Source organism: Paenibacillus haidiansis (assembly GCF_036553665.1).
GTDB classification, from domain to species: domain Bacteria; phylum Bacillota; class Bacilli; order Paenibacillales; family Paenibacillaceae; genus Fontibacillus; species Fontibacillus haidiansis.
Genome location: NZ_JAZHPZ010000014.1, coordinates 51121 through 68219, shown reverse-complemented (window position 1 = coordinate 68219; position 17099 = coordinate 51121). Strand labels below are relative to the sequence as shown.

Sequence of the window (17099 nt, the reverse complement as noted above, 5' to 3'; positions counted from 1 at the left end):
TGCGCAAATACGCCCATAGAATGGTATAAAGCGGGACAAGCGCAAAACTTGGAAGGGAGATTCGCCGAAGATGAGCACATTTCTGACCAAAGCGGTGATGGATTTCTTTGTGGCTTTCGGGATTGTCGTTGGAGGGGCGATGGTCGGCGGGATCGGCGCGATTGTCTCGATGCAGCCGCCGACTCATACGATGCTGGATATCGCGGGAAGAATCAAAATTTGGGCGCTCGCCGCGGCGGTAGGTGGAACGATCGATCCGATGCGGGTGATCGAGAGCAATTTTTTTGACGGAAATCTGTCCCCGGCGATCAAACAAATCCTGTACCTGCTGTTCGCCTTTATGGGTGCGCATATGGGATCCGAATTGGTCAGATGGATGTGCGGGGGAGGCCGGGGATGAATGAGCGGAACCTGCCTGCGATGCCGACGCTCAAAGGATTTAAGCGGTTTATGCAGCTTGCCGCCGTATTTCTGCTAGGCATGGTGACAGGCAGCATCGTATACAATGTCGTCTATCAGACGAGCTATAACAAATTGTGGCTGGAGAATAAAGATTTGCAAATCCAGCTCTATCAGGCGGAAGAAGACAACAAAACGCTGAAAAAATACCGCAAGCAATCCACGGTCATCAAAGAGATTCAAGTGCGTGTGGAAGAGCGCGACCCGCCTCTCGACGCGCTGGCCGTCAAGGAGGTCGTGCAGCAGTTGCACGCGGAGCTCGAGGTGCTGCGCGGCCGGAATATTTTCGATATCGATTCCGACGCCAAGATGGCACGAACCTTGTTGAACCGGAAAATCTATGTCGTGCGCGACAAAGAATATGCCATCCAGGTCAAAACGATGCTCGTCAGTGAGGGCGTGCTGCAGGTATGGGTCGATATCAGACCCTATGTGCGGAGCTGAATTTTCATGGTACAATGAAAAATATCACATTTTAACATTAACCGATAGGACAGGCCGAGCCGTTAAATTTCGATGTTTTATCTCAATTACAAGTATCCAAAAAGGAGCGTCGACCTTTTCATGATCGAAGGTATATTGTATGTGCTTTATGCCGGGCTGATCGCATCCAGCATCTGTTCGATCTGGTTCAGCATCAAATCCCGCCGTTCCCTGGACCCTCGGGTCCGCGGGCTCGCGCAGGCCAAAACGAACATCAGTATGGGCTTTATGCTTATCATCCTGGCGATCATTCAAATGTTCATGTTCAGAGGTTCCACGGTGCGCGTCGTTGTCGGGGCCTTGTTCATGGTGCTTGGCGCCTTTAATATTTTTGCCGGCATCCGCAATCACGGCATTTTCTCCCGCCAAGGCCGGGAATCGAACGAAGCCGGTTCGCGCTAGGCGCGCCAATTAAGTTTAAGCGCGCTAAGCGTGGTCGATCGATTGCAGCGTCATGACCGCTTTGGAGACCAGGTGGTCCTGGTACGTCATGACGATTTCCAGCTTGCAGGCTCTGCGGCTCATTTCCAGCATCTCCGGCTTGATGATGACCGGGTTCTCGATTTGAACCGGGCTCACGAAATACGTCGTCACATTGTCGACGACATAATCGCCGCCGCTTGCATCCTTGGCCGCGCTGAGTCCGGCCTGGGTCATCAGCGACGTTAATACGCCGTGGGAAATCGTCCCGAGGTCGGTCGCCATCTGTGGGGTAATCACGCCGTGAAAGAACAGCCTGCCGCTCTCGTCCCGCTCCTCGGCGAATCCGTTCCACATCAAGTGCTCGAACGTTTCCCCGAGCTGCGGCTGGTTGCGGGCGTCGCGCATCGCCTGCAGCACTTCCCGGCGCGTCACCGAGGAGATCAGCTTGCGGTTGCGGTCGACGACCGGCAGAAAGTCGATCCCTTCCCATACCATGATCTGCGCCGCCGAGGCGAGCGAGGTCTGCATGCCGACCGTAATCGGATGGCGTGTGAGGCATTTTTCGATGCTTTGGTCCCCGTTCAAATCCTCCACATCCTTGCGGCTGACGATGCCGATGACCCGGTTCCATTCGTCGACGACCGGAAAATGCTGATACCCGGTCTCAATCGAAAGCTGATCAAAATCGGAGATATTGCTGGTCACCTTCAGCATGTTCACCTTCGGTTTGCTCATGACGATATCTTCCACCAGCATGATCTTTTTCTTGATCAGGCGGTCGAACAGCGCCCGGTTGATCATCGAGGCGACGGTAAACGTATCGTGCCGGGAGGAAATGATCGGCAGGGACAGCCGGTCCGCCAGCGTCTTCACATCGCGGCTTGTCCCGAAGCCGCCGGTGATCAGCACGCCCGCTCCCTGTTCCAGGGCCAGCGAATGGGCGTTCTCGCGGTTGCCGACCAGGAGGAGGCTGCCCGCATCGATATACCGCGCCATGGCGTCGATCTTCATCGCGCCGATGACGTATTTATGCAGCGTCTTATTCAAGCCGTCCGCGCCGCCGAGAACATGGCCCTCCACGATATCCACCACATCGCCGAACGTCAGTTGGTCGGAGATGTTGCGCGGCTTCTTCTCCACCCGCACGGTACCGATCCGCTCTTTCGTAATGACGATCCCCAGGTTTTCCGCTTCCTTGACCGCCCGGTAGGCGGTTCCTTCGCTGACCCCCAGGCTTTTCGCCAGCTTGCGCACCGAAATTTTCGTTCCGATCTTGAGGCCCTCGATGTACTGGAGCAGCTGCTCGTGTTTTGTGACGCTCTCCTCATGTCCCTCCATCTGTTATACCCCCCGTCTCGATCTGTACTATTCTGTATCTATTATACATGTTTCAGGGGTAAAAAAAAGCGGACATTCCGTGAGCAAATCATAAACGCAACTTACTCATGCACCGCTTTATATGCAAAAAGGCGAAATTATCCGGAGCCTCCAGATAATTTCGCCTTGTTGCGCAATATTATTGTGTTATGCCGAAAAACTCCGGTTCAAATTCATCCGTGTTAATATAAACGGTCAAAGTCGCTTTATCGAACGAAACCTCCGCCCCCAGCGCCTCGCTTACGAAGCGAAGTCCGACCAGCGTGGTACCTTTGGCGTTGAGCGGCCCTTGTGCCAGTTCAATCTCCTCACCATTGATAAAAGCTTTCTTTCCGCTTGCAGGAATTTCGATCGACAGATCGTCTTTGGTTGCCGTGATCATTTTGGTTTCATTGTTCCACTGAACGTCTGCGCCGTACAGCTCAAACACCTGTCGGAACGGAACCAGCGTGTAATCGTTCCAAATGACCGCCTTCGGCTCAAAATTTTGCTCGGTCCCGTTATAGATAACTTTAACCTTGGAATCGTCAAAGATGTCGGCGGAAGCGACCGGGGATAAACATGACACGAATGCCGCAACCAAAATAGCCCCTATCCACTTTTTCATTATCATTCAACTCCTGTTCTTTCTCTTAGATCATCTAATAATGACTTTAATAGTATAATATAAATCCCAAATAAACCCAAGGTGTAGCCGCGCAAAATTTTTGACAAAGATTCTCATGATTTTTGGCAAAAATACTCAGGCTTTTTATGTACGCGATCCTTGATTAGGATCGCTTTTTTGTGTTACGCTGCTGTGCCGTTTACTACTTCCCAAACAACTGTTTTGAGATTATATAATACTGGTACTTGGTCAACCGTGTAAGCACCCGTCATAACAAGGCTTACCCACACCTTAATCAAACCACTATCCTTGGTGAAAGTCATAAGTTTTCACTTCCTTTCATTTTCTCAATCCTACGCATACCACGTACAGATTTACCATCATTGTTATTTACTCAAATGCGATCCATTTAATTTCTGAACTAGCAGTGTTGATCTTTTCAATAACAAAACCGCCATTACTATATGTTACGGCCGGTCTTTCATAAACATCGCTTGGACCAGTTTTAAGACTAAATCCAACGCCAAAAATGGATTCTACGGATACCCCAAGTCCAAAATAATTGACCGCACTGTAGTAGATAACTATACTAGGCTTAAAACTTAGCCCAGTCACAACAAGATTGTAATTGTTGCCGCTATAAGTAGCGGCCGTTATGCCGCTAGCATATTTTTTACCAGTAACGATCTGTCCAATTTTTGTTGCCAGTTGTGCAAAAGTATCGCTGCCTGATGCCGCTACTCCTTTGCCAGTAATGGCGGCAGCAACTGCACTTTTCCCATCACTGGCAGACTGAAAAAGCTCGTTAATCGCCGCAACAGCGTTTGTTTTTGCAGTTGTTTTTAAGCTTGACAATGTCCCAACCGCATTATCGACAGTGCTTTTAATGGCGATATCATCTGATGCCGATGGTGCGGCTACTTTAGCTCGCCCGGCACTGTCTTTAATTACAAGTTGGTTTTTCGCTGTTGCATCCAATTCTTGTAAAGTAATGCCCTTTGCCATGAGTTTTTCCTCTCCTTTTTAAGACGTAGCGATCAACATTGTTAGTTCAGCAATAGCTTGTTTAAGTTCGTTTACTTGTTCTGATAATGACACTTGATATGTTGGTTCTTCTGGCTCCGATTCATTCGGGTTCGGGTAACTAAATTCTAGTTCTAATGTTTCAGGGTTTACCCTATACCCATTGCATTCCGAAAAATCACTTGCGAACTGTCCATATTCGAGTTGAAGGCATCCAACTGTTTCCGGCATACGTTCAGCAAGCGCTTGGAATGTCATATAATCTTCTTCTTGTGTAGATTCACGGACAAATCCAGCTCGTTCTCCTGTATCCAAAATTACATTACCAGTTGCTTTATCCCAGTATATTCTTCTTCCAATTTCCATTGTTTTTAACCCCCTTCGTTATTCTATTGCCAACCACTGTACCTGTTTTCCAGTTGGCACGTTTGGTGTTCTTATCTTAAAACCATCTGCATAAAAAGTGCCGGTAATTTGGTTATATGAATTAGCGCCAGCCGTTACAGCACCAAAATCAGTGGTAAAACCATTTCGACGGGCAAGAAATCCGTAAAGATCAGGAATATAGTAATAAACAACCACACTGGGAGAAAACGAGAGTGACCTGACTGAAATCTCACTATTATAAGGGATAGCTGTACCAGTTGCTGAGCGTTTACCCTCAATCGAATTGCCTGCTACGCCGAATATTTCGGCACCATCCTTGATATTACCGGGCACAAGATTGGCATCGCCCTTAATCGTTATCGCCCCATCGAATATACCTGCTTGCAACACTTTGTCACTCGTCCCCGGTGTAATGGTTTGTGCCGCTGTTGCTCGCACAGGCAATGAACCTGTTAAACCGTTTGCCGAGGCATTGCTAAAAGTTGCGCCAGCTCTTACCTGTGCCGCAGTAGCGTTACCTGTCGCCTTGATAATCGCCGACATCTTCGAAATCAATGAATCCCAACTCTCCGAAATGGATGCCGAAATACCCTTGGCAACAAGCGCGGCAACCACTTCCGTTTTACGCTCATTGCCAGCTTGAAAAACCTCATCAAGCTGTTCCTGTAGTCCGTTGACCCTGTTGAGAGGGACGCTATCCACCGCCAGCACCGCGCCATTGATCGCGCCATCCGGGCCGATAGGTACATTCTTCAGTACAACCATAGACAACTCGGATGATGAAGCGACGCCGGACAGGAGAGTAATCTTAGCCCGTTGCGTAACTTCACCAGCCGCATTTCGGACGGTGTTTGTAATGGTGTATTGGCTCGGGTCTAGGATGGCCCGGTTAATGGAGACCATCAGCGTATCGGTGTTAGAATCAAACAGGTCGAGCGGGATCTCAAATACGGCTTGGTTATCCGTCGTGGCCGTCACCTTTAACGGGTAGCTGACCAGCTTCGGGATTCCCGTTTCAGTCACAAGGTTAATCTGTTGGTCGGTGTAGGATTTCGCTTTTAACGCTGCATCTTTGATCGCTTTGGGGGTAGCCGCTTTGTCTTCGGCATCACTGTCCGTGGCGCTGGAGAGCTGCACGATACCAGCCTCATCCAAAGATGCGGGTGGAACCTTAACATTTTGTAAGTCCACATTTAGCTGCGCGATGCCTTCCTCGATGTTGTTCAGGTTAGCCGCGCTGATCGGCGTCCCCTGCTGAACTATCTCACCGGTGGGGGAGACGATATGGTCTTTCCAGACTGTTCGGTTATACAATCTAATCCACCTCTGTTTCTATGAGCTTATATCGGAAGGCAACATATAGGCTTTTGGCTGCCGGTTTAATAAAGATTCGCCCAGCATGTGCCACGACATCGCCCTCCTGGTCGATGAGCTTCACATTACCAATTTGGCCGGAGATATTCTCATCAAAAATGACAATGATTTTAACGCTATCCTCGCTAACCTCCTTGGAAAAACTGATTTCTTTAGTGTGTGCTTCATGCTCATATGTTGCATGAGAAAGTGATTCCGCGAAGCGCGTCATTTGTTTGGACAGTCCTAACGGTGTTAATGTCTTCAAACTGGTTCACCCCTTAAATTTTGCGACGGCCATACACCGCATAGAATCGTTCCACAAAGCGGCAAGCCAGTCATTCCAGCATCAAAAGACGATTGCATTACCACATTTGTACCAGCGCCTTCTTCAATCCCATAATTAGGTTTAGACCGGGCTGGCTTAACCTTCATGACTTCGCCGTCAATGATCGCAATATCGTTGATCCCTGGCGGTGTACTGCTGCCGAGATAAACGATAAATTCGGCCCACCGTTCCGGATCGTAAATATAATAAGGCTCAATGTATGACTGATCGTATCCAAGGGCCTTCAGGGCGGTTAAAATGCCGTTTTTCGTCCCGGCCTGTTCGGCGATAACGTTCTTCATAAGCAGGCGCATTCGATAGCTTTCAACGTCCTCACCTTTCAGGCGGGGCATGTCTCTCTCAGCGCCATGTATTTCGAGCATCAGTTCACTGGCCGAAATGATCATGGATTCTTCACGAACCTTAAAGATGTCCTGTTTGGTCTGGTCAAACAGCTTGCCGATCACTTTAAAAAAGATATAGAACTGGTTGCTTTTTTTTATGACCTTTTTGAGAGGGCCGAACAGCAGGTAAAACATATAATCAACAAACTTTTCAAACAAGGTCGTTACCCCCTCACTATGGAAATGGTGACCGATCCAAGAACGATAACCTTGTTATTGTCCAAGACTACGTCTTGCGGCGGCTCAGTGACCTTCACGTTTTTACTGATGCTGATGTCCTTCCGGATCGCGTAGATGATATCGGCGTGGTTTAGTTCATTCAGGCTTCGGTCTTTTCTGATTCGAAGCAGTTCGGTAAGGATGGCCGTTGCCTTGGTCTCAATGCCTTCGTCGGAGGCGTCGGCAGGAATCCAGATCGTGACTGCGATATCCTGCGGTACTGTGTCTGAAGGTTTAGCCAGGACGTTATCGTCCGGGCCTTTGATGGCATCAGCTGCCGCTTGGACTTGAGCAAGCAGCCCGTCCGAAGGGGTGCCAGCGGTGCCGGTGACAATGATGTCAATCGTTCCTTGACCGCGAGGGTGTAGATCATCGACACGAACGAACAGCACACCGGGAATTGCTTCACAGACTGACTTGTATTTCGCTGCGATCGGTTGGGTGGATAATTCGGCCCAGCTATTCAGAGTACGTTCGCGCAGGCTTTCAATCTCCTCCAAGTCGCTGCCCTCTTGGGTGATCCAGCCGGATTCGTTTGTAATTTCGTCGATCCCTGCATAATGCGTAAGCGACCGTTTGATCTGCCCAGCGGGAACATTATAGCCAGAGCCTTCGGATTCGGCCTCGACGAGTACCCGATATGATAAAGCATCAGCGGGCACCGTACTATTTTCTAAGGCTAGGAAGCGCAGCTCCTCGCCCAAGAGATCGGGTTCTGTTTTAAATATATCTCCCTTGGCGATTCGTATCGCTTCGCCCGCTTCTGTACGCAACAAGGTAATATAGCCTTGTGTCTTGACCGGCTGTTTTCGTTTCTTGGAAAAGTCCGCTGCTTTCAGCTCCAACCAATCACCGGTTGCGTGACTGACAAACACATTGTTCAGGACCGTGCGGAGGAGGTTGACCAGGTCGATCCGGATCTGAATCGCGATCATCATCAGAGTATAGAAAATACCGCCCGAGGAATAGTTGGTAATGGCGAAGCCTTCTTCTTGTAATTCCTCCTGAAGGTCGTTCTTCAGCTCATCACGATCGGGAACGGGGAGGATCTGATCCAGCACCTTGTCGTCAATCATTTCACAATCACCTCGACCTTCACTCTGTCCAGCTCGATTTCGAGCTGATACTCCTTATCGTCACCCTTAAATCTAAAGGAGACGTATACACTGACTGTATCCCCGTTAAATTGAGCGGTGGCCTCAATCGTTTCGGAGTCGATTTCCTCCCGGCGAGCGAGCTTCAGGCGGACACGCTGTGTGATCTCCAGCCGGGTCAATTCGTCATCCTGCTGCTGAATGAAGTCCAGTAGCGACCAGCCCCAAGTCTCATCATAGAAAAGTTCGCCTTCCTGCGTCTGTGCCTCCAGCCGAATGTCCTGAAAGAAGCAGTCAAGGCCAGATACCAGGAGGGCATCGCCTCCGGTGGCTTGGGCGATCTGCCAATCATCATTGAGCAAGAGATCCGTGTCATTAAGTCCGGCCATCAGCTCGCCACCTTACCGACGATATGAATATCAAGCAACTGGCCGTACATCAGAAGAATTGCCACGATATCACCGTTCTCAAATAAAAGGGCCGATTTCACATTCGGTATCTCGGGAAACCGTTCATCAATAACGCCGTTCTCGTCAAGTATTTTGAGATTGTACTCGCTGCCGCCTGATGCCTTGGTGATCTTAGCCCGTACCGCTGTCGGATATAGGAGATGCGGATATTTCGTCTCAATATGCTTGTCGATGGCGATTTTGGTCATTTCAATTAGCGACATGGTAACACCACCTAAAAATAGATTCGTGTCCGGATAAACCCTGAAGCTTCCGTCGTGAAGATAACCTTTTTTACCGTAACCTCACCGGACACTTTCGGGTGAATCACTTTTATCTTGTGCGAGTGCCTTACCCAAGGGGCAGAGATCGTCTCTAGCACCCAAAGACCTCCGGAGCGTTCCAAGCTGATGATATTCTCGGCATATTCGAATTCATAGATTTTATCCTGTTCCGGCTGCTCTCCCCAATAGAACACGCCGGAGGAGAAGAAGAAGGGCTCTTGGATCTTCCATATGGAATGGATCGTCTCAATGACTGATATGACATTCTTCCGGAATACTGGAACGGTGGGCTTCTTTGGATAAACTTTTGAAGATATTCTCATATCCGTAACCCCAGCCTTGTTAAGGCAGAACTTTAATATTTCTTGCGGGGTAGTCTGGAGAAATGTATTTGTGATGATTGTCTCCTCCAGTAGAATCATTTCATCCTTCAAGACGATTTCATGCTGATTACTACCAGTAGAGTATGGACTCACCACATAGCCCTGAAAGACATCCTCAAAGCTATTGTTATAGCCCAATTCGATCAAAGCGGGGTCCTTTCGGGATACAGAGATATGGTCCTGAAATTGCTCCGTAAACCGGATTTTAGCCCAATCAAAGTAGGAATCCATCGAGGAGTACGCCTCAATTTCAATTCCCTCTGAAAGCCCGTAACTGCCGAGTTCGACATATACATCCGGATAGAATAAATCGATATCGTTCAACTTGTTCGCCTCCTCAGACCGGCATCCGGAGGATACCGTTTTTATATACCGAAGTGTTTTTATTATCGACCGCCGTCGTCTTGGATGTTTTGTCCGTTGTCTTAGGAGCGGTTCCACGGTTTCCGGAATTGAGATAACGGCTATAGTCTTCAGTAAGCTTGATATTTGAATTGGAATTGGTACTGGATTTACTGCTCGATGAACTGCTACTAGATGACTTTGAGCTGCTACTCGATTTCGTTGCGGTTATTTTCGTGGCTACGTATTCCCAAAGCTCAATCATAACCGTGATCTCCGACTTCTTGCTTTGCTCCCGGGTGGTCAGGCTTTTAAAAATTACTTTGGAAACACCGCGCACAGAGGAGTGGGTGCTAACAAAGTCGTGAACGATCGGCTTGGCTTGCCCTGGCTTCTGAAACAGCCGTTGAATCGTCTCCAACCTTCGGAGTTTCGTCATATTCGGACTATCCTCCAAGGCTATTTCCAAAGTGATCTTCACATCCTCATAGCCGGTCGCCTGTTTGGGTTTGGATGTTTTACCTTCTACTTCTTGTTCCTCGACCTTTGCTTCGCCTTTAATCTCCATATTCCGGAACAGGCCGGGGAGGACAACGCCTCCGACCTTAACGCCTGTATCATCTACATAGATCATGTTGTCCTCCTATCCAGCGGTCGCCGGTGTCGGTCCGTTACCGTTCGTGTAATCTTCAACTTCCTTCAGCAGCTTGAACAGAGCAGGGAGATCCTTCAGCCTGGAAAGATCCAGATTGATATGGAGGCTTTCAATGGTCGTCCCGTTTTCTTTCTCCTTCATGGTAGTGCTGGTCTCGGACTGATTAGAGAAAGTCTCCCGGAGATTGATCTTCTTGACCTCACTGTCACGATCCAATCCCATTTTGCTGAAAGCTTTGTCAGTCATTTCAGCCGGAACGTCTTGGCTCTGTTCCATCCCGGTTCCGATTGTCTCAAATACTCTGCGACCAGAGAGCGTCAGTTGAGAGAGCGGCCCCTCATGGGCATCCGAAAAGGGAAGCAGTTCTCGGACCTTCGCCAGGCCGTTTTTAATGAGTTCAGCCGGTTTGTTAATAACGCTCTTGATACCATCTGTGAACGTAGTGATTACCTTTGATCCGGATTCCTTGAACCATGTCAGCGCTCCGTTGATGATATCTTTCGCCTTTTGAATTCCGCTAGAGAATAATTCAGTGATTCCGTTCCAGAGGTTTGCAAAGAACTGTTTAATGCTGCTCCAGTTGTTTATGATCAGCATCGGAATTCCAATAAACGGCATAAATACGGCCAGGGCTACCTGAAGCCAGGCAGGCATTCCGGCGAATAAATTTCTAATCCAATCGAAGCCTGCTTTAATACCACTAACAAAAGAGTTCCAAGCACTCTTAATCCAGTTGACCACGCTGTCCCAATTAACCCAAAGGAGGACAATCGCAGCGATCAGGGCCACAATGCCGACCACAATCCAGGTGATCGGGTTTGCCAGGAGCGCCGCTGTAAAGGACCAAACGCTGGCGATCAGCCCAGGCATAGCACGGACAGCGGTCATGATGGCTTGTCGGGCAAGATTTGCCATTCCTGTAGCGACATTCTTGATTCCTGTTACTGCTGATTTGGTTACTGATCCGATCCCTTTAAAGGCAGCCCGCATCCCGTCACCGGCATACATAGCACGTATCCTTAAAGTTAAAAACAAGTCCGGGAGCTTCAATAAAGATTTATAGAAACCCACAAATATGCCTACTGTTTTCGTTGTCATCAGCCCTATACCACCGATCACAACGGTTAAAGTTCCTGCAACAGCAATCAAAGTCCCGATCGCGAGGACCGTCAGAACAATGTATTTAGTCAGATCTTGATGTTTGTCGATCCAGTTGCTTATCTTTGATACGACCTGTTCTCCCTTATCCAGAAAAGCATTAAAGGTTGGAAGCAGTTGGTTTCCGACTTCTTCGACAACGTTATGAATTCGCTGCTTCAACCGTTCATAGCGCTCGGGTTCCGTCTTGTTGATTTCAGAAGCCATTGCCTTTGTGACGGCAGTCCCTTGGCCCATCGCATTGTAAAGAGTCAATATATTGTCCTGAAGACTCCCGGTCTTGGAATAAAGCAAGTCGATCAATGCGACAGCTTCGTCAGTTCCAAACGCTTTTTGTATCTGCTGCTTTTCAATGGTATCAAGCGTTTCTCCATATTTGGCCCTCATCGTTTCAAGTATTTCGGGCATGGAGAGGAGCTGGTTATTTGAATCCGTAAAGGTTAATCCCAACGTTTTACCAGCCTTTGCAGCAGAGCGAACAAAGGCATTATATTTTGTACCAGCTTCAGATCCCGACATCGTAGCCATAAGCTGCCCTAGAACAGCGAGTTGTTCTTCAAGCGGGACCTTTGCAGTTGTGGCCGAGCCGCCAAGGGATTCAATCGCTTGGGCCATACCAGGACCGGATGCCTTAAAGACGAGAATTGCTTCAGCAAGCCCTGCCGATAACATTTCTCCGAAATCCAAATCAGAGAGATCCGAGTAAAAATCCTTATAGATTCCGTATCCGGTTGCAAAGAGTGAAGTCATTTCTTCGATTGTTGCTCCGGTGGCTTTGGCAGTGATCCCGGCAATTTCCGTGAAACCCGCGACACCTTCGTCCGTAAGAGAATCTATACCACCTTTGATATCAATCGCTGCCTTTAAGAAATCAGACTTACTTGTCCCAGCCCATTCATCGGAAAATTCACGAGCAGCCGACTCCAGCGCGGCAAAGTTCTCTACCCCCATAGCCGATAATTCACCGAGTGCCCGGCGCGTTTCAAAGGTTGCTTCTATAGGGGCCAGAGCCGTATCAGTGATCTGGGCACCGATTCCAGCAACAACAAGACCGGTTTTGGTCATACTTGCAAAACTCTGATTCAGTTTATCAATTCTACTAACCGATTCATCGACTGAAGAGTTTATGCGTGTCATAGGCCCGGTCAACTGATCGATCATGCCGACAATAACCGACAATCGAAAGACAGAATCCAAGCTCACATATAGTCGCCCCCTTTCAGTTGTGATATATTGGAAATACTAATTAAATACATAGAGGAGGAAATATCATGGTTGGATTATGGTTTGCATTTAAAATCTTGCTTTTCGCACTATGTGCAGGTGCCATTATTGCAGTTATCATCTTTGTGCCCCTGAGTATATACATAATTCCGTACTCTCTCTGGCTTGGGAATCAACATACAATGGGTAGATACGTGGAAAAGAAGAACGATAAGTTTTTCAAAATCGTAAAAAGTGCAACAAAGGTTTATGGAAGCTGGATTCGCGGAAAGAAACCGTCCTTTTAAGGGCGGTTTTTTTAGTCCCCGAACGCCCTAACAATCGCCTTCGCCATAATGATTTCCTCTACTTCCTGCACGTACCTGGCCTGCGCCAAGGTTCGAATAAACTCTTCCATGTCCATTTGCCCCGGGTCTTTCTTTAGAAGAGCAGGAGGCAAAAACCGATAGATTTCCAGTGTTCCTGACTCTACAATATTGGCTTTTACCTCCTGAAGGGCACTCTCTAAAGCTGCTTTAAATTTACGTCCTTGCTAAGCCCGAGCATCGTGAGTAACTTTTCGCCAATCGCTAATGCAAGAGCCGGATATTCTTCCAGATCCGCTTCAAGCTTTGTAGCTTGTTCCTCCACGATGTTGTCCAGGATAAAATTCCGTAGGGCTTTTGTTGTGCTTTGGGATGTAGTTTTGACATACCGATCAAAACTAGGAGAAGACGGACGTTTGAAAACATACTCCAGATCAACCGTCGATTGATCGTCAGGTTCCAAGGTAGCTTTCACCTGGTACACCTTGTCATACTTTGCTTTATAGTCATCAGCTTTCGTCGTTACTACTTTTTCACTCATAGATTTCGCCTCCGAAATTTGTCATTTATTTTGATATTGACGGGGGTGGAGCCGTTAGACCGGCTTAACCCCGTCACGATCAATGCCATTAACGATGATAAAGTCCAGATCTACTTTCAGCGATTTATCGCCCTGGGCGTTTTTATGAGACGCCTTGGTAAAGGTGACCGTATTCAGTACGTCCGTTCTTGTACGGCTATTGCCATCAGCATAACTAATTACAATTTTCGGAATGACCAACTTATATAAGCCGACTCCTTGGGCCTTACAATAGGCAATCAGATCATCGTAATCATCGCGCAGTAGAGAGAGCTTTCCCTCTGATTTGTAGTTCCCTTCGCCAAAGCCGCGCGGCCGAAGTCCTTTCCCGTAGACAACTTCTTTCTCAAGTTCATCATCATAGCTAATCTCTTGAACTTCCAAAGAGAGGCCAGGGATAGCGATATTCACATCGCCCCAATCATACGCCTTGCCGTTGATAATGCTCATTTTACGCGCCTCCTACATATGGATTTTCCATACCGAGATCGATGGCGATCTCCCGGACATATCCGACCGGCACGTAGCGAATGATGACCTGAAGGGTTTCGGTGACCAGGATATCCTGATCTTCCGGAACAATGATTCTTCCCGAGGAGATCTCCTTTGCCCGTACCATTTCATCCACCGGAGTCTCGATGAATTTCGCGATCGTCTCCAGGCTCCCTTGAACGTCCGACATATCGACCTGGCCCTGAAGCTGCTTGAGGGCTTCTTTCCGGGTTTCACGGATCAGTTTGTTCTTAATCCGGACATTCTCGGCGTAACGGTAATCCGATCCATCCGGGCACATCATCCTGGCGTTCGTCACATAGAAACCGTCAAGCCCTTCGTACTGCCGAAACGTGAGGTAGTTTGCCTCATCCAGCAAGCCGATGTAATCCTCTATGCCTGCCGGAAGCAATTCCAGCATTTTTGTTTCAGCGATGCTGAATGTTTTTGTTTCACCGATCGATTGCTGGGGAGCTGCCTTCGCATACCAGCCGCACACAATACCGGCATTGTTGATCTCCATTGTTCGGCCGTCCATCTTGGTATAGCGGGATCGTGCCGTCACGATTTGAATATCTGTATGTTTCAGGCCTTTTCGTTCGTTTACCAGCCGCTGCGCGTAGGTGTCCACGGTTTCCCCAGGCTCCGGACTTGGAGCCTCCATAATTGCAAAGACCGGCTTTTTATACGTTTCGTGAAAGGTCGTAATCTCAGAAGCGACCGCTAGCCAAAGAGCCCGAGCAGATTCCCCGACGATATGAATAAACTCATAGGCCAGGGTGTTATTCCGGAGAGCGGCCAAGGCTTTAATAACGTCCTGATTGGACATCTGCGGGGCCTCGGATTTGACTGTAAAGGCATCGCCGACTTGGAACGAATTCGCCGGTTCGGTCGTGGCTTCCGAAAATTTGAAAGTCAGGCCCGTGTCAGGAATCGCCAGCTCACCATTTAATGGCATGGTGATTTCATCCCCAAAAGAATAGCCACCGTCTACCGAATACCGCAAAGTAGCCGCATTCAGTCCGCCTGATTCCGTAATCTGAACAATAATTTCATAGGCATTATTGGGTTTGCCGGACACGATCGCCGTCCCCGTTCCGGAACCTTCCTTTTTGACTTCGCCAATAGCGCCGTCTACAGAGGCCGCCACCGGTACACAGTAGATTTTCCCGGAACCATTTTCCACACTATCAAGGACGGCGTCAGCCAAAGGAGAAAGCCCCAGGAGCTGTTTAATTTTGGCTGCGCTCATGTTGCCCGTGATCGGAATAGGAGAGTTAGCCTGGACCGAAGAAACCCCGATTTTAATATGGATTCCAGTTCCGGATGCGGCACTAACCCCAAGACCTCCGTCTGTAATTGTCGTGCTTACATCTCTAAGCATTTTTCCTCACCTTCTTTCCGCTGATCGGGCTGCCGTTAAAGCGATCTACAGCCTTTTCGAACTCTGCCTGCGTGACCTGGCGACCAGGCTTCCAGTTCTCAGAGGCGGCGACGCCTTGGTAAGTGGATTCCGGAACGTTTAGGAGCTGCTTCAGCTCGCCAACATCCCGAAGCTCCGGGGTGTTACCCTGGGGAATTGCCGCATCTTTATTTGCTGCCATTTCAATCCTCCTGTTCTATACTTCTGATTTCGTAATTACTAACCTTTGCAAAATCCGTATCGCGGTAAATGCCACCCATGAATTTGACCTGGATCTGAACCGCGATTTGGCTGTTCAAGATGCTGTCATTCTTGTCCACCCAATCGGCTTCAGGGACAATGATTTCGGTATAGTTACCGTTAATCACGATTCCAGTATCAAGAGATCCCATAAACCGATCGAAAATTTCAGAGGCCCGAAGGTAATCATTTTCTCCGATTACGACAACGAAGGTCAGCTCACGATCAAAGAGTTTCCGGCGCTTGTGTTTATCTCCGGAATCCGTTTGATATACCTTCTTGCTGTACGCCTTCTGAAACGACTCACCATCCGGAATAACGGCACCGACATGCGAATCGGAGAAACTTTTCAAGTCTTTCATGGAAGTGCAAACCTTGGTTTTAATTCCGGCAGTTCGCAGCTTCTGGATTAAATAATCTCTGCATTCCACAATCATAGGTTATTCCTCCAGCAGATCTTCAAGCGCACCCTTGATTTCGAGCATATCCGCTTCGTTTATACCCAGGAATGGCCGTGCCGGGATTTTAATATTGACCTTCACTTGGCGTTTACGAACCCAGCGGTCACCGATCCGGAAGACAAGACCTTTCGAAGTCTTGGCCCGGATGGTTACCTCGCGGCCTTTTTCACCAAACTGATGGGTCCGGGCATAGATTTTATTTGTACCGACCGCAAAGCCGTCCATGGATGCTTTGGATTTAATGGAGTTCTTCAGACCGGCGCTCTGTGTTAGCGTAGTGCCGCCCTCTTTAGAAGCACGGATGGATTGTTTCCAAACCTTACCTTCCGGATCTTTTTGCTCCTTGAAGCGCTCCCGGGTGGATTCTCGTAATGATTCGGCCAATGCGAGATTGACCGAGCGGATGTCTACCTCTTGAAGCTGCTTTAGTCGCCGCATCAAGCGTCGTACATCGCCTTCTAAACGAATGCTGTACATCACATACCTCTCATGCTGTCTCGGGAGAAGCGTCGCGGACTGGAGTGAACCGAAAAGCCGGTGTCCGCTTTACGGGTGGTGTCGCTCACTCCTCCGGTGCCGATATCGATCATGCCTTTCGCTACATTTTCCAAGAAGCGGATCGCTGCGTTATAACGATTCAAATAGTTTTTTTCCCGTTCTGATTCGTCAATTCCGATCCGGCTAAACAGGTTATATATGGCGATATCCTTAGCAAATTTGTTAATGGCCTTCGGTACAACCTGGAGGGGGACGGAATACCGTTTAGCCAGGTATCCGTCAATTTCCCCACAAGCGTCCTCAATCGCGCTCTTAATGAGAGGTGTAATCTTCAGTTCGCGTTCTTCCGGATCGTCAATGTAGTCGCCACCGATCAGAGAGCCTATCGCATCGTCTTTAACCGAGTCGCGAACCTCCTGTGTTGAGCAGTACATCAGATCACCCTTTC

At 48.6% G+C, this 17099-nt stretch carries 25 protein-coding genes; 4 read left to right on the top strand and 21 right to left on the bottom strand.

Features of this window, described 5'->3' with window-relative positions:
- Positions 1–70 precede the first annotated feature (70 nt).
- The 3 genes from V3851_RS21305 to V3851_RS21295 all read left to right on the top strand — a co-directional run bounded on the left by V3851_RS21305 (position 71) and on the right by V3851_RS21295 (position 1344).
- On the top strand, positions 71–400 hold the full coding sequence (locus V3851_RS21305) for a YtrH family sporulation protein (protein WP_331848560.1): 330 nt from the start codon (positions 71–73) through the stop codon (positions 398–400).
- Complete coding sequence (locus tag V3851_RS21300; protein WP_331848559.1) at positions 397–903, top strand: hypothetical protein; 507 nt, start codon at positions 397–399, stop codon at positions 901–903. Before V3851_RS21305 ends, V3851_RS21300 begins: the two co-directional genes overlap by 4 nt.
- A 120-nt stretch (positions 904–1023) precedes the next feature.
- The gene (locus V3851_RS21295; RefSeq protein ID WP_331848558.1) at positions 1024–1344 is read left to right on the top strand and encodes a YtpI family protein; all 321 of its coding nucleotides are present in this window, start codon (positions 1024–1026) and stop codon (positions 1342–1344) included.
- Between the two features lie 24 nt (positions 1345–1368).
- Here the strand turns inward: V3851_RS21295 and V3851_RS21290 are convergent, their stop codons facing one another.
- From V3851_RS21290 to V3851_RS21225, 14 genes are all read right to left on the bottom strand, one after another.
- Positions 1369–2703 carry a DRTGG domain-containing protein gene (locus tag V3851_RS21290; protein WP_331848557.1) on the bottom strand — a complete coding sequence of 445 codons (1335 nt, stop codon included), beginning with the start codon at positions 2701–2703 and terminating at the stop codon, positions 1369–1371.
- Between the two features lie 178 nt (positions 2704–2881).
- Entirely contained in the window at positions 2882–3349 is a 468-nt protein-coding gene (locus V3851_RS21285; RefSeq protein ID WP_331848556.1) for a copper amine oxidase N-terminal domain-containing protein, read from the bottom strand.
- A gap of 182 nt (positions 3350–3531) precedes the next feature.
- The gene (locus tag V3851_RS21280) at positions 3532–3672 is read right to left on the bottom strand and encodes a hypothetical protein (RefSeq protein ID WP_331848555.1); all 141 of its coding nucleotides are present in this window, start codon (positions 3670–3672) and stop codon (positions 3532–3534) included.
- A gap of 67 nt (positions 3673–3739) precedes the next feature.
- Positions 3740–4354, bottom strand: a complete 615-nt coding sequence (locus V3851_RS21275) for a hypothetical protein (protein ID WP_331848554.1) — start codon at positions 4352–4354, stop codon at positions 3740–3742.
- Positions 4355–4372: 18 nt separating this feature from the next.
- Entirely contained in the window at positions 4373–4738 is a 366-nt protein-coding gene (locus tag V3851_RS21270) for a hypothetical protein (protein ID WP_331848553.1), read from the bottom strand.
- 18 nt (positions 4739–4756) lie between these two features.
- Complete coding sequence (locus tag V3851_RS21265) at positions 4757–6073, bottom strand: phage tail protein (RefSeq protein ID WP_331848552.1); 1317 nt, start codon at positions 6071–6073, stop codon at positions 4757–4759.
- 1 nt (position 6074) lies between these two features.
- Positions 6075–6380 (bottom strand): hypothetical protein, encoded by a 306-nt coding sequence (locus V3851_RS21260; RefSeq protein ID WP_331848551.1) that lies wholly within the window; start codon positions 6378–6380, stop codon positions 6075–6077.
- Positions 6377–7003 (bottom strand): hypothetical protein, encoded by a 627-nt coding sequence (locus V3851_RS21255; RefSeq protein ID WP_331848550.1) that lies wholly within the window; start codon positions 7001–7003, stop codon positions 6377–6379. The genes V3851_RS21260 and V3851_RS21255 overlap by 4 nt, the downstream gene beginning before the upstream one ends.
- Before the next feature lie 5 nt (positions 7004–7008).
- A complete protein-coding gene (locus tag V3851_RS21250) occupies positions 7009–8139 on the bottom strand; it encodes a baseplate J/gp47 family protein (RefSeq protein ID WP_331848549.1) in 1131 nt (376 codons plus the stop codon).
- Positions 8136–8546 (bottom strand): DUF2634 domain-containing protein, encoded by a 411-nt coding sequence (locus V3851_RS21245; protein WP_331848548.1) that lies wholly within the window; start codon positions 8544–8546, stop codon positions 8136–8138. Before V3851_RS21245 ends, V3851_RS21250 begins: the two co-directional genes overlap by 4 nt.
- Positions 8546–8830 carry a hypothetical protein gene (locus V3851_RS21240; RefSeq protein ID WP_331848547.1) on the bottom strand — a complete coding sequence of 95 codons (285 nt, stop codon included), beginning with the start codon at positions 8828–8830 and terminating at the stop codon, positions 8546–8548. The genes V3851_RS21245 and V3851_RS21240 overlap by 1 nt, the downstream gene beginning before the upstream one ends.
- A gap of 11 nt (positions 8831–8841) precedes the next feature.
- Positions 8842–9597 (bottom strand): serine/arginine repetitive matrix protein 2, encoded by a 756-nt coding sequence (locus tag V3851_RS21235; RefSeq protein ID WP_331848546.1) that lies wholly within the window; start codon positions 9595–9597, stop codon positions 8842–8844.
- Between the two features lie 13 nt (positions 9598–9610).
- Positions 9611–10249, bottom strand: coding sequence for a transcriptional regulator (locus V3851_RS21230; protein ID WP_331848545.1), 639 nt, complete (start codon positions 10247–10249; stop codon positions 9611–9613).
- A 9-nt stretch (positions 10250–10258) separates the two neighbouring features.
- Entirely contained in the window at positions 10259–12631 is a 2373-nt protein-coding gene (locus V3851_RS21225; protein WP_331848544.1) for a phage tail tape measure protein, read from the bottom strand.
- Positions 12632–12699: 68 nt separating this feature from the next.
- On the opposite strand from V3851_RS21225, the gene V3851_RS21220 reads away from it, so the two are divergent.
- The gene (locus V3851_RS21220; RefSeq protein WP_331848543.1) at positions 12700–12939 is read left to right on the top strand and encodes a hypothetical protein; all 240 of its coding nucleotides are present in this window, start codon (positions 12700–12702) and stop codon (positions 12937–12939) included.
- 217 nt (positions 12940–13156) lie between these two features.
- On the opposite strand, the gene V3851_RS21215 is transcribed toward V3851_RS21220, so the two are convergent.
- Genes V3851_RS21215 through V3851_RS21185 form a run of 7 tightly spaced genes read right to left on the bottom strand, consistent with a single transcriptional unit; the run spans position 13157 to position 17085 of the window.
- Positions 13157–13498 (bottom strand): DUF6848 family protein, encoded by a 342-nt coding sequence (locus tag V3851_RS21215; RefSeq protein WP_331848542.1) that lies wholly within the window; start codon positions 13496–13498, stop codon positions 13157–13159.
- A gap of 54 nt (positions 13499–13552) precedes the next feature.
- Positions 13553–13987, bottom strand: a complete 435-nt coding sequence (locus V3851_RS21210; protein WP_331848541.1) for a hypothetical protein — start codon at positions 13985–13987, stop codon at positions 13553–13555.
- 1 nt (position 13988) lies between these two features.
- Complete coding sequence (locus V3851_RS21205) at positions 13989–15413, bottom strand: DUF2586 domain-containing protein (RefSeq protein ID WP_331848540.1); 1425 nt, start codon at positions 15411–15413, stop codon at positions 13989–13991.
- Positions 15406–15633 carry a hypothetical protein gene (locus V3851_RS21200; protein ID WP_331848539.1) on the bottom strand — a complete coding sequence of 76 codons (228 nt, stop codon included), beginning with the start codon at positions 15631–15633 and terminating at the stop codon, positions 15406–15408. The genes V3851_RS21205 and V3851_RS21200 overlap by 8 nt, the downstream gene beginning before the upstream one ends.
- A gap of 1 nt (position 15634) precedes the next feature.
- A complete protein-coding gene (locus V3851_RS21195) occupies positions 15635–16129 on the bottom strand; it encodes an SON protein (RefSeq protein ID WP_331848538.1) in 495 nt (164 codons plus the stop codon).
- Between the two features lie 3 nt (positions 16130–16132).
- Positions 16133–16630: a phage virion morphogenesis protein gene (locus V3851_RS21190; RefSeq protein ID WP_331848537.1), complete on the bottom strand. Its 498-nt coding sequence runs from the start codon at positions 16628–16630 to the stop codon at positions 16133–16135.
- Positions 16630–17085: a gp436 family protein gene (locus tag V3851_RS21185; RefSeq protein WP_331848536.1), complete on the bottom strand. Its 456-nt coding sequence runs from the start codon at positions 17083–17085 to the stop codon at positions 16630–16632. Before V3851_RS21185 ends, V3851_RS21190 begins: the two co-directional genes overlap by 1 nt.
- Positions 17086–17099: the final 14 nt, after the last annotated feature.

Excerpts from the sequence above, each read along its gene's own strand:
- V3851_RS21305 (WP_331848560.1), top strand. The coding sequence starts at position 71 with ATGAGCACATTTCTGACCAAAGCGGTGATGGATTTCTTTGTGGCTTTC.
- V3851_RS21300 (WP_331848559.1), top strand. The coding sequence starts at position 397 with ATGAATGAGCGGAACCTGCCTGCGATGCCGACGCTCAAAGGATTTAAG.
- V3851_RS21295 (WP_331848558.1), top strand. The coding sequence starts at position 1,024 with ATGATCGAAGGTATATTGTATGTGCTTTATGCCGGGCTGATCGCATCC.
- V3851_RS21290 (WP_331848557.1), bottom strand. The coding sequence starts at position 2,703 with ATGGAGGGACATGAGGAGAGCGTCACAAAACACGAGCAGCTGCTCCAG.
- V3851_RS21285 (WP_331848556.1), bottom strand. The coding sequence starts at position 3,349 with ATGAAAAAGTGGATAGGGGCTATTTTGGTTGCGGCATTCGTGTCATGT.
- V3851_RS21280 (WP_331848555.1), bottom strand. The coding sequence starts at position 3,672 with ATGACTTTCACCAAGGATAGTGGTTTGATTAAGGTGTGGGTAAGCCTT.
- V3851_RS21275 (WP_331848554.1), bottom strand. The coding sequence starts at position 4,354 with ATGGCAAAGGGCATTACTTTACAAGAATTGGATGCAACAGCGAAAAAC.
- V3851_RS21270 (WP_331848553.1), bottom strand. The coding sequence starts at position 4,738 with ATGGAAATTGGAAGAAGAATATACTGGGATAAAGCAACTGGTAATGTA.
- V3851_RS21250 (WP_331848549.1), bottom strand. The coding sequence starts at position 8,139 with ATGATTGACGACAAGGTGCTGGATCAGATCCTCCCCGTTCCCGATCGT.
- V3851_RS21245 (WP_331848548.1), bottom strand. The coding sequence starts at position 8,546 with ATGGCCGGACTTAATGACACGGATCTCTTGCTCAATGATGATTGGCAG.
- V3851_RS21240 (WP_331848547.1), bottom strand. The coding sequence starts at position 8,830 with ATGTCGCTAATTGAAATGACCAAAATCGCCATCGACAAGCATATTGAG.
- V3851_RS21230 (WP_331848545.1), bottom strand. The coding sequence starts at position 10,249 with ATGATCTATGTAGATGATACAGGCGTTAAGGTCGGAGGCGTTGTCCTC.
- V3851_RS21220 (WP_331848543.1), top strand. The coding sequence starts at position 12,700 with ATGGTTGGATTATGGTTTGCATTTAAAATCTTGCTTTTCGCACTATGT.
- V3851_RS21215 (WP_331848542.1), bottom strand. The coding sequence starts at position 13,498 with ATGAGTGAAAAAGTAGTAACGACGAAAGCTGATGACTATAAAGCAAAG.
- V3851_RS21210 (WP_331848541.1), bottom strand. The coding sequence starts at position 13,987 with ATGAGCATTATCAACGGCAAGGCGTATGATTGGGGCGATGTGAATATC.
- V3851_RS21205 (WP_331848540.1), bottom strand. The coding sequence starts at position 15,413 with ATGCTTAGAGATGTAAGCACGACAATTACAGACGGAGGTCTTGGGGTT.
- V3851_RS21200 (WP_331848539.1), bottom strand. The coding sequence starts at position 15,633 with ATGGCAGCAAATAAAGATGCGGCAATTCCCCAGGGTAACACCCCGGAG.
- V3851_RS21195 (WP_331848538.1), bottom strand. The coding sequence starts at position 16,129 with ATGATTGTGGAATGCAGAGATTATTTAATCCAGAAGCTGCGAACTGCC.
- V3851_RS21190 (WP_331848537.1), bottom strand. The coding sequence starts at position 16,630 with ATGTACAGCATTCGTTTAGAAGGCGATGTACGACGCTTGATGCGGCGA.
- V3851_RS21185 (WP_331848536.1), bottom strand. The coding sequence starts at position 17,085 with ATGTACTGCTCAACACAGGAGGTTCGCGACTCGGTTAAAGACGATGCG.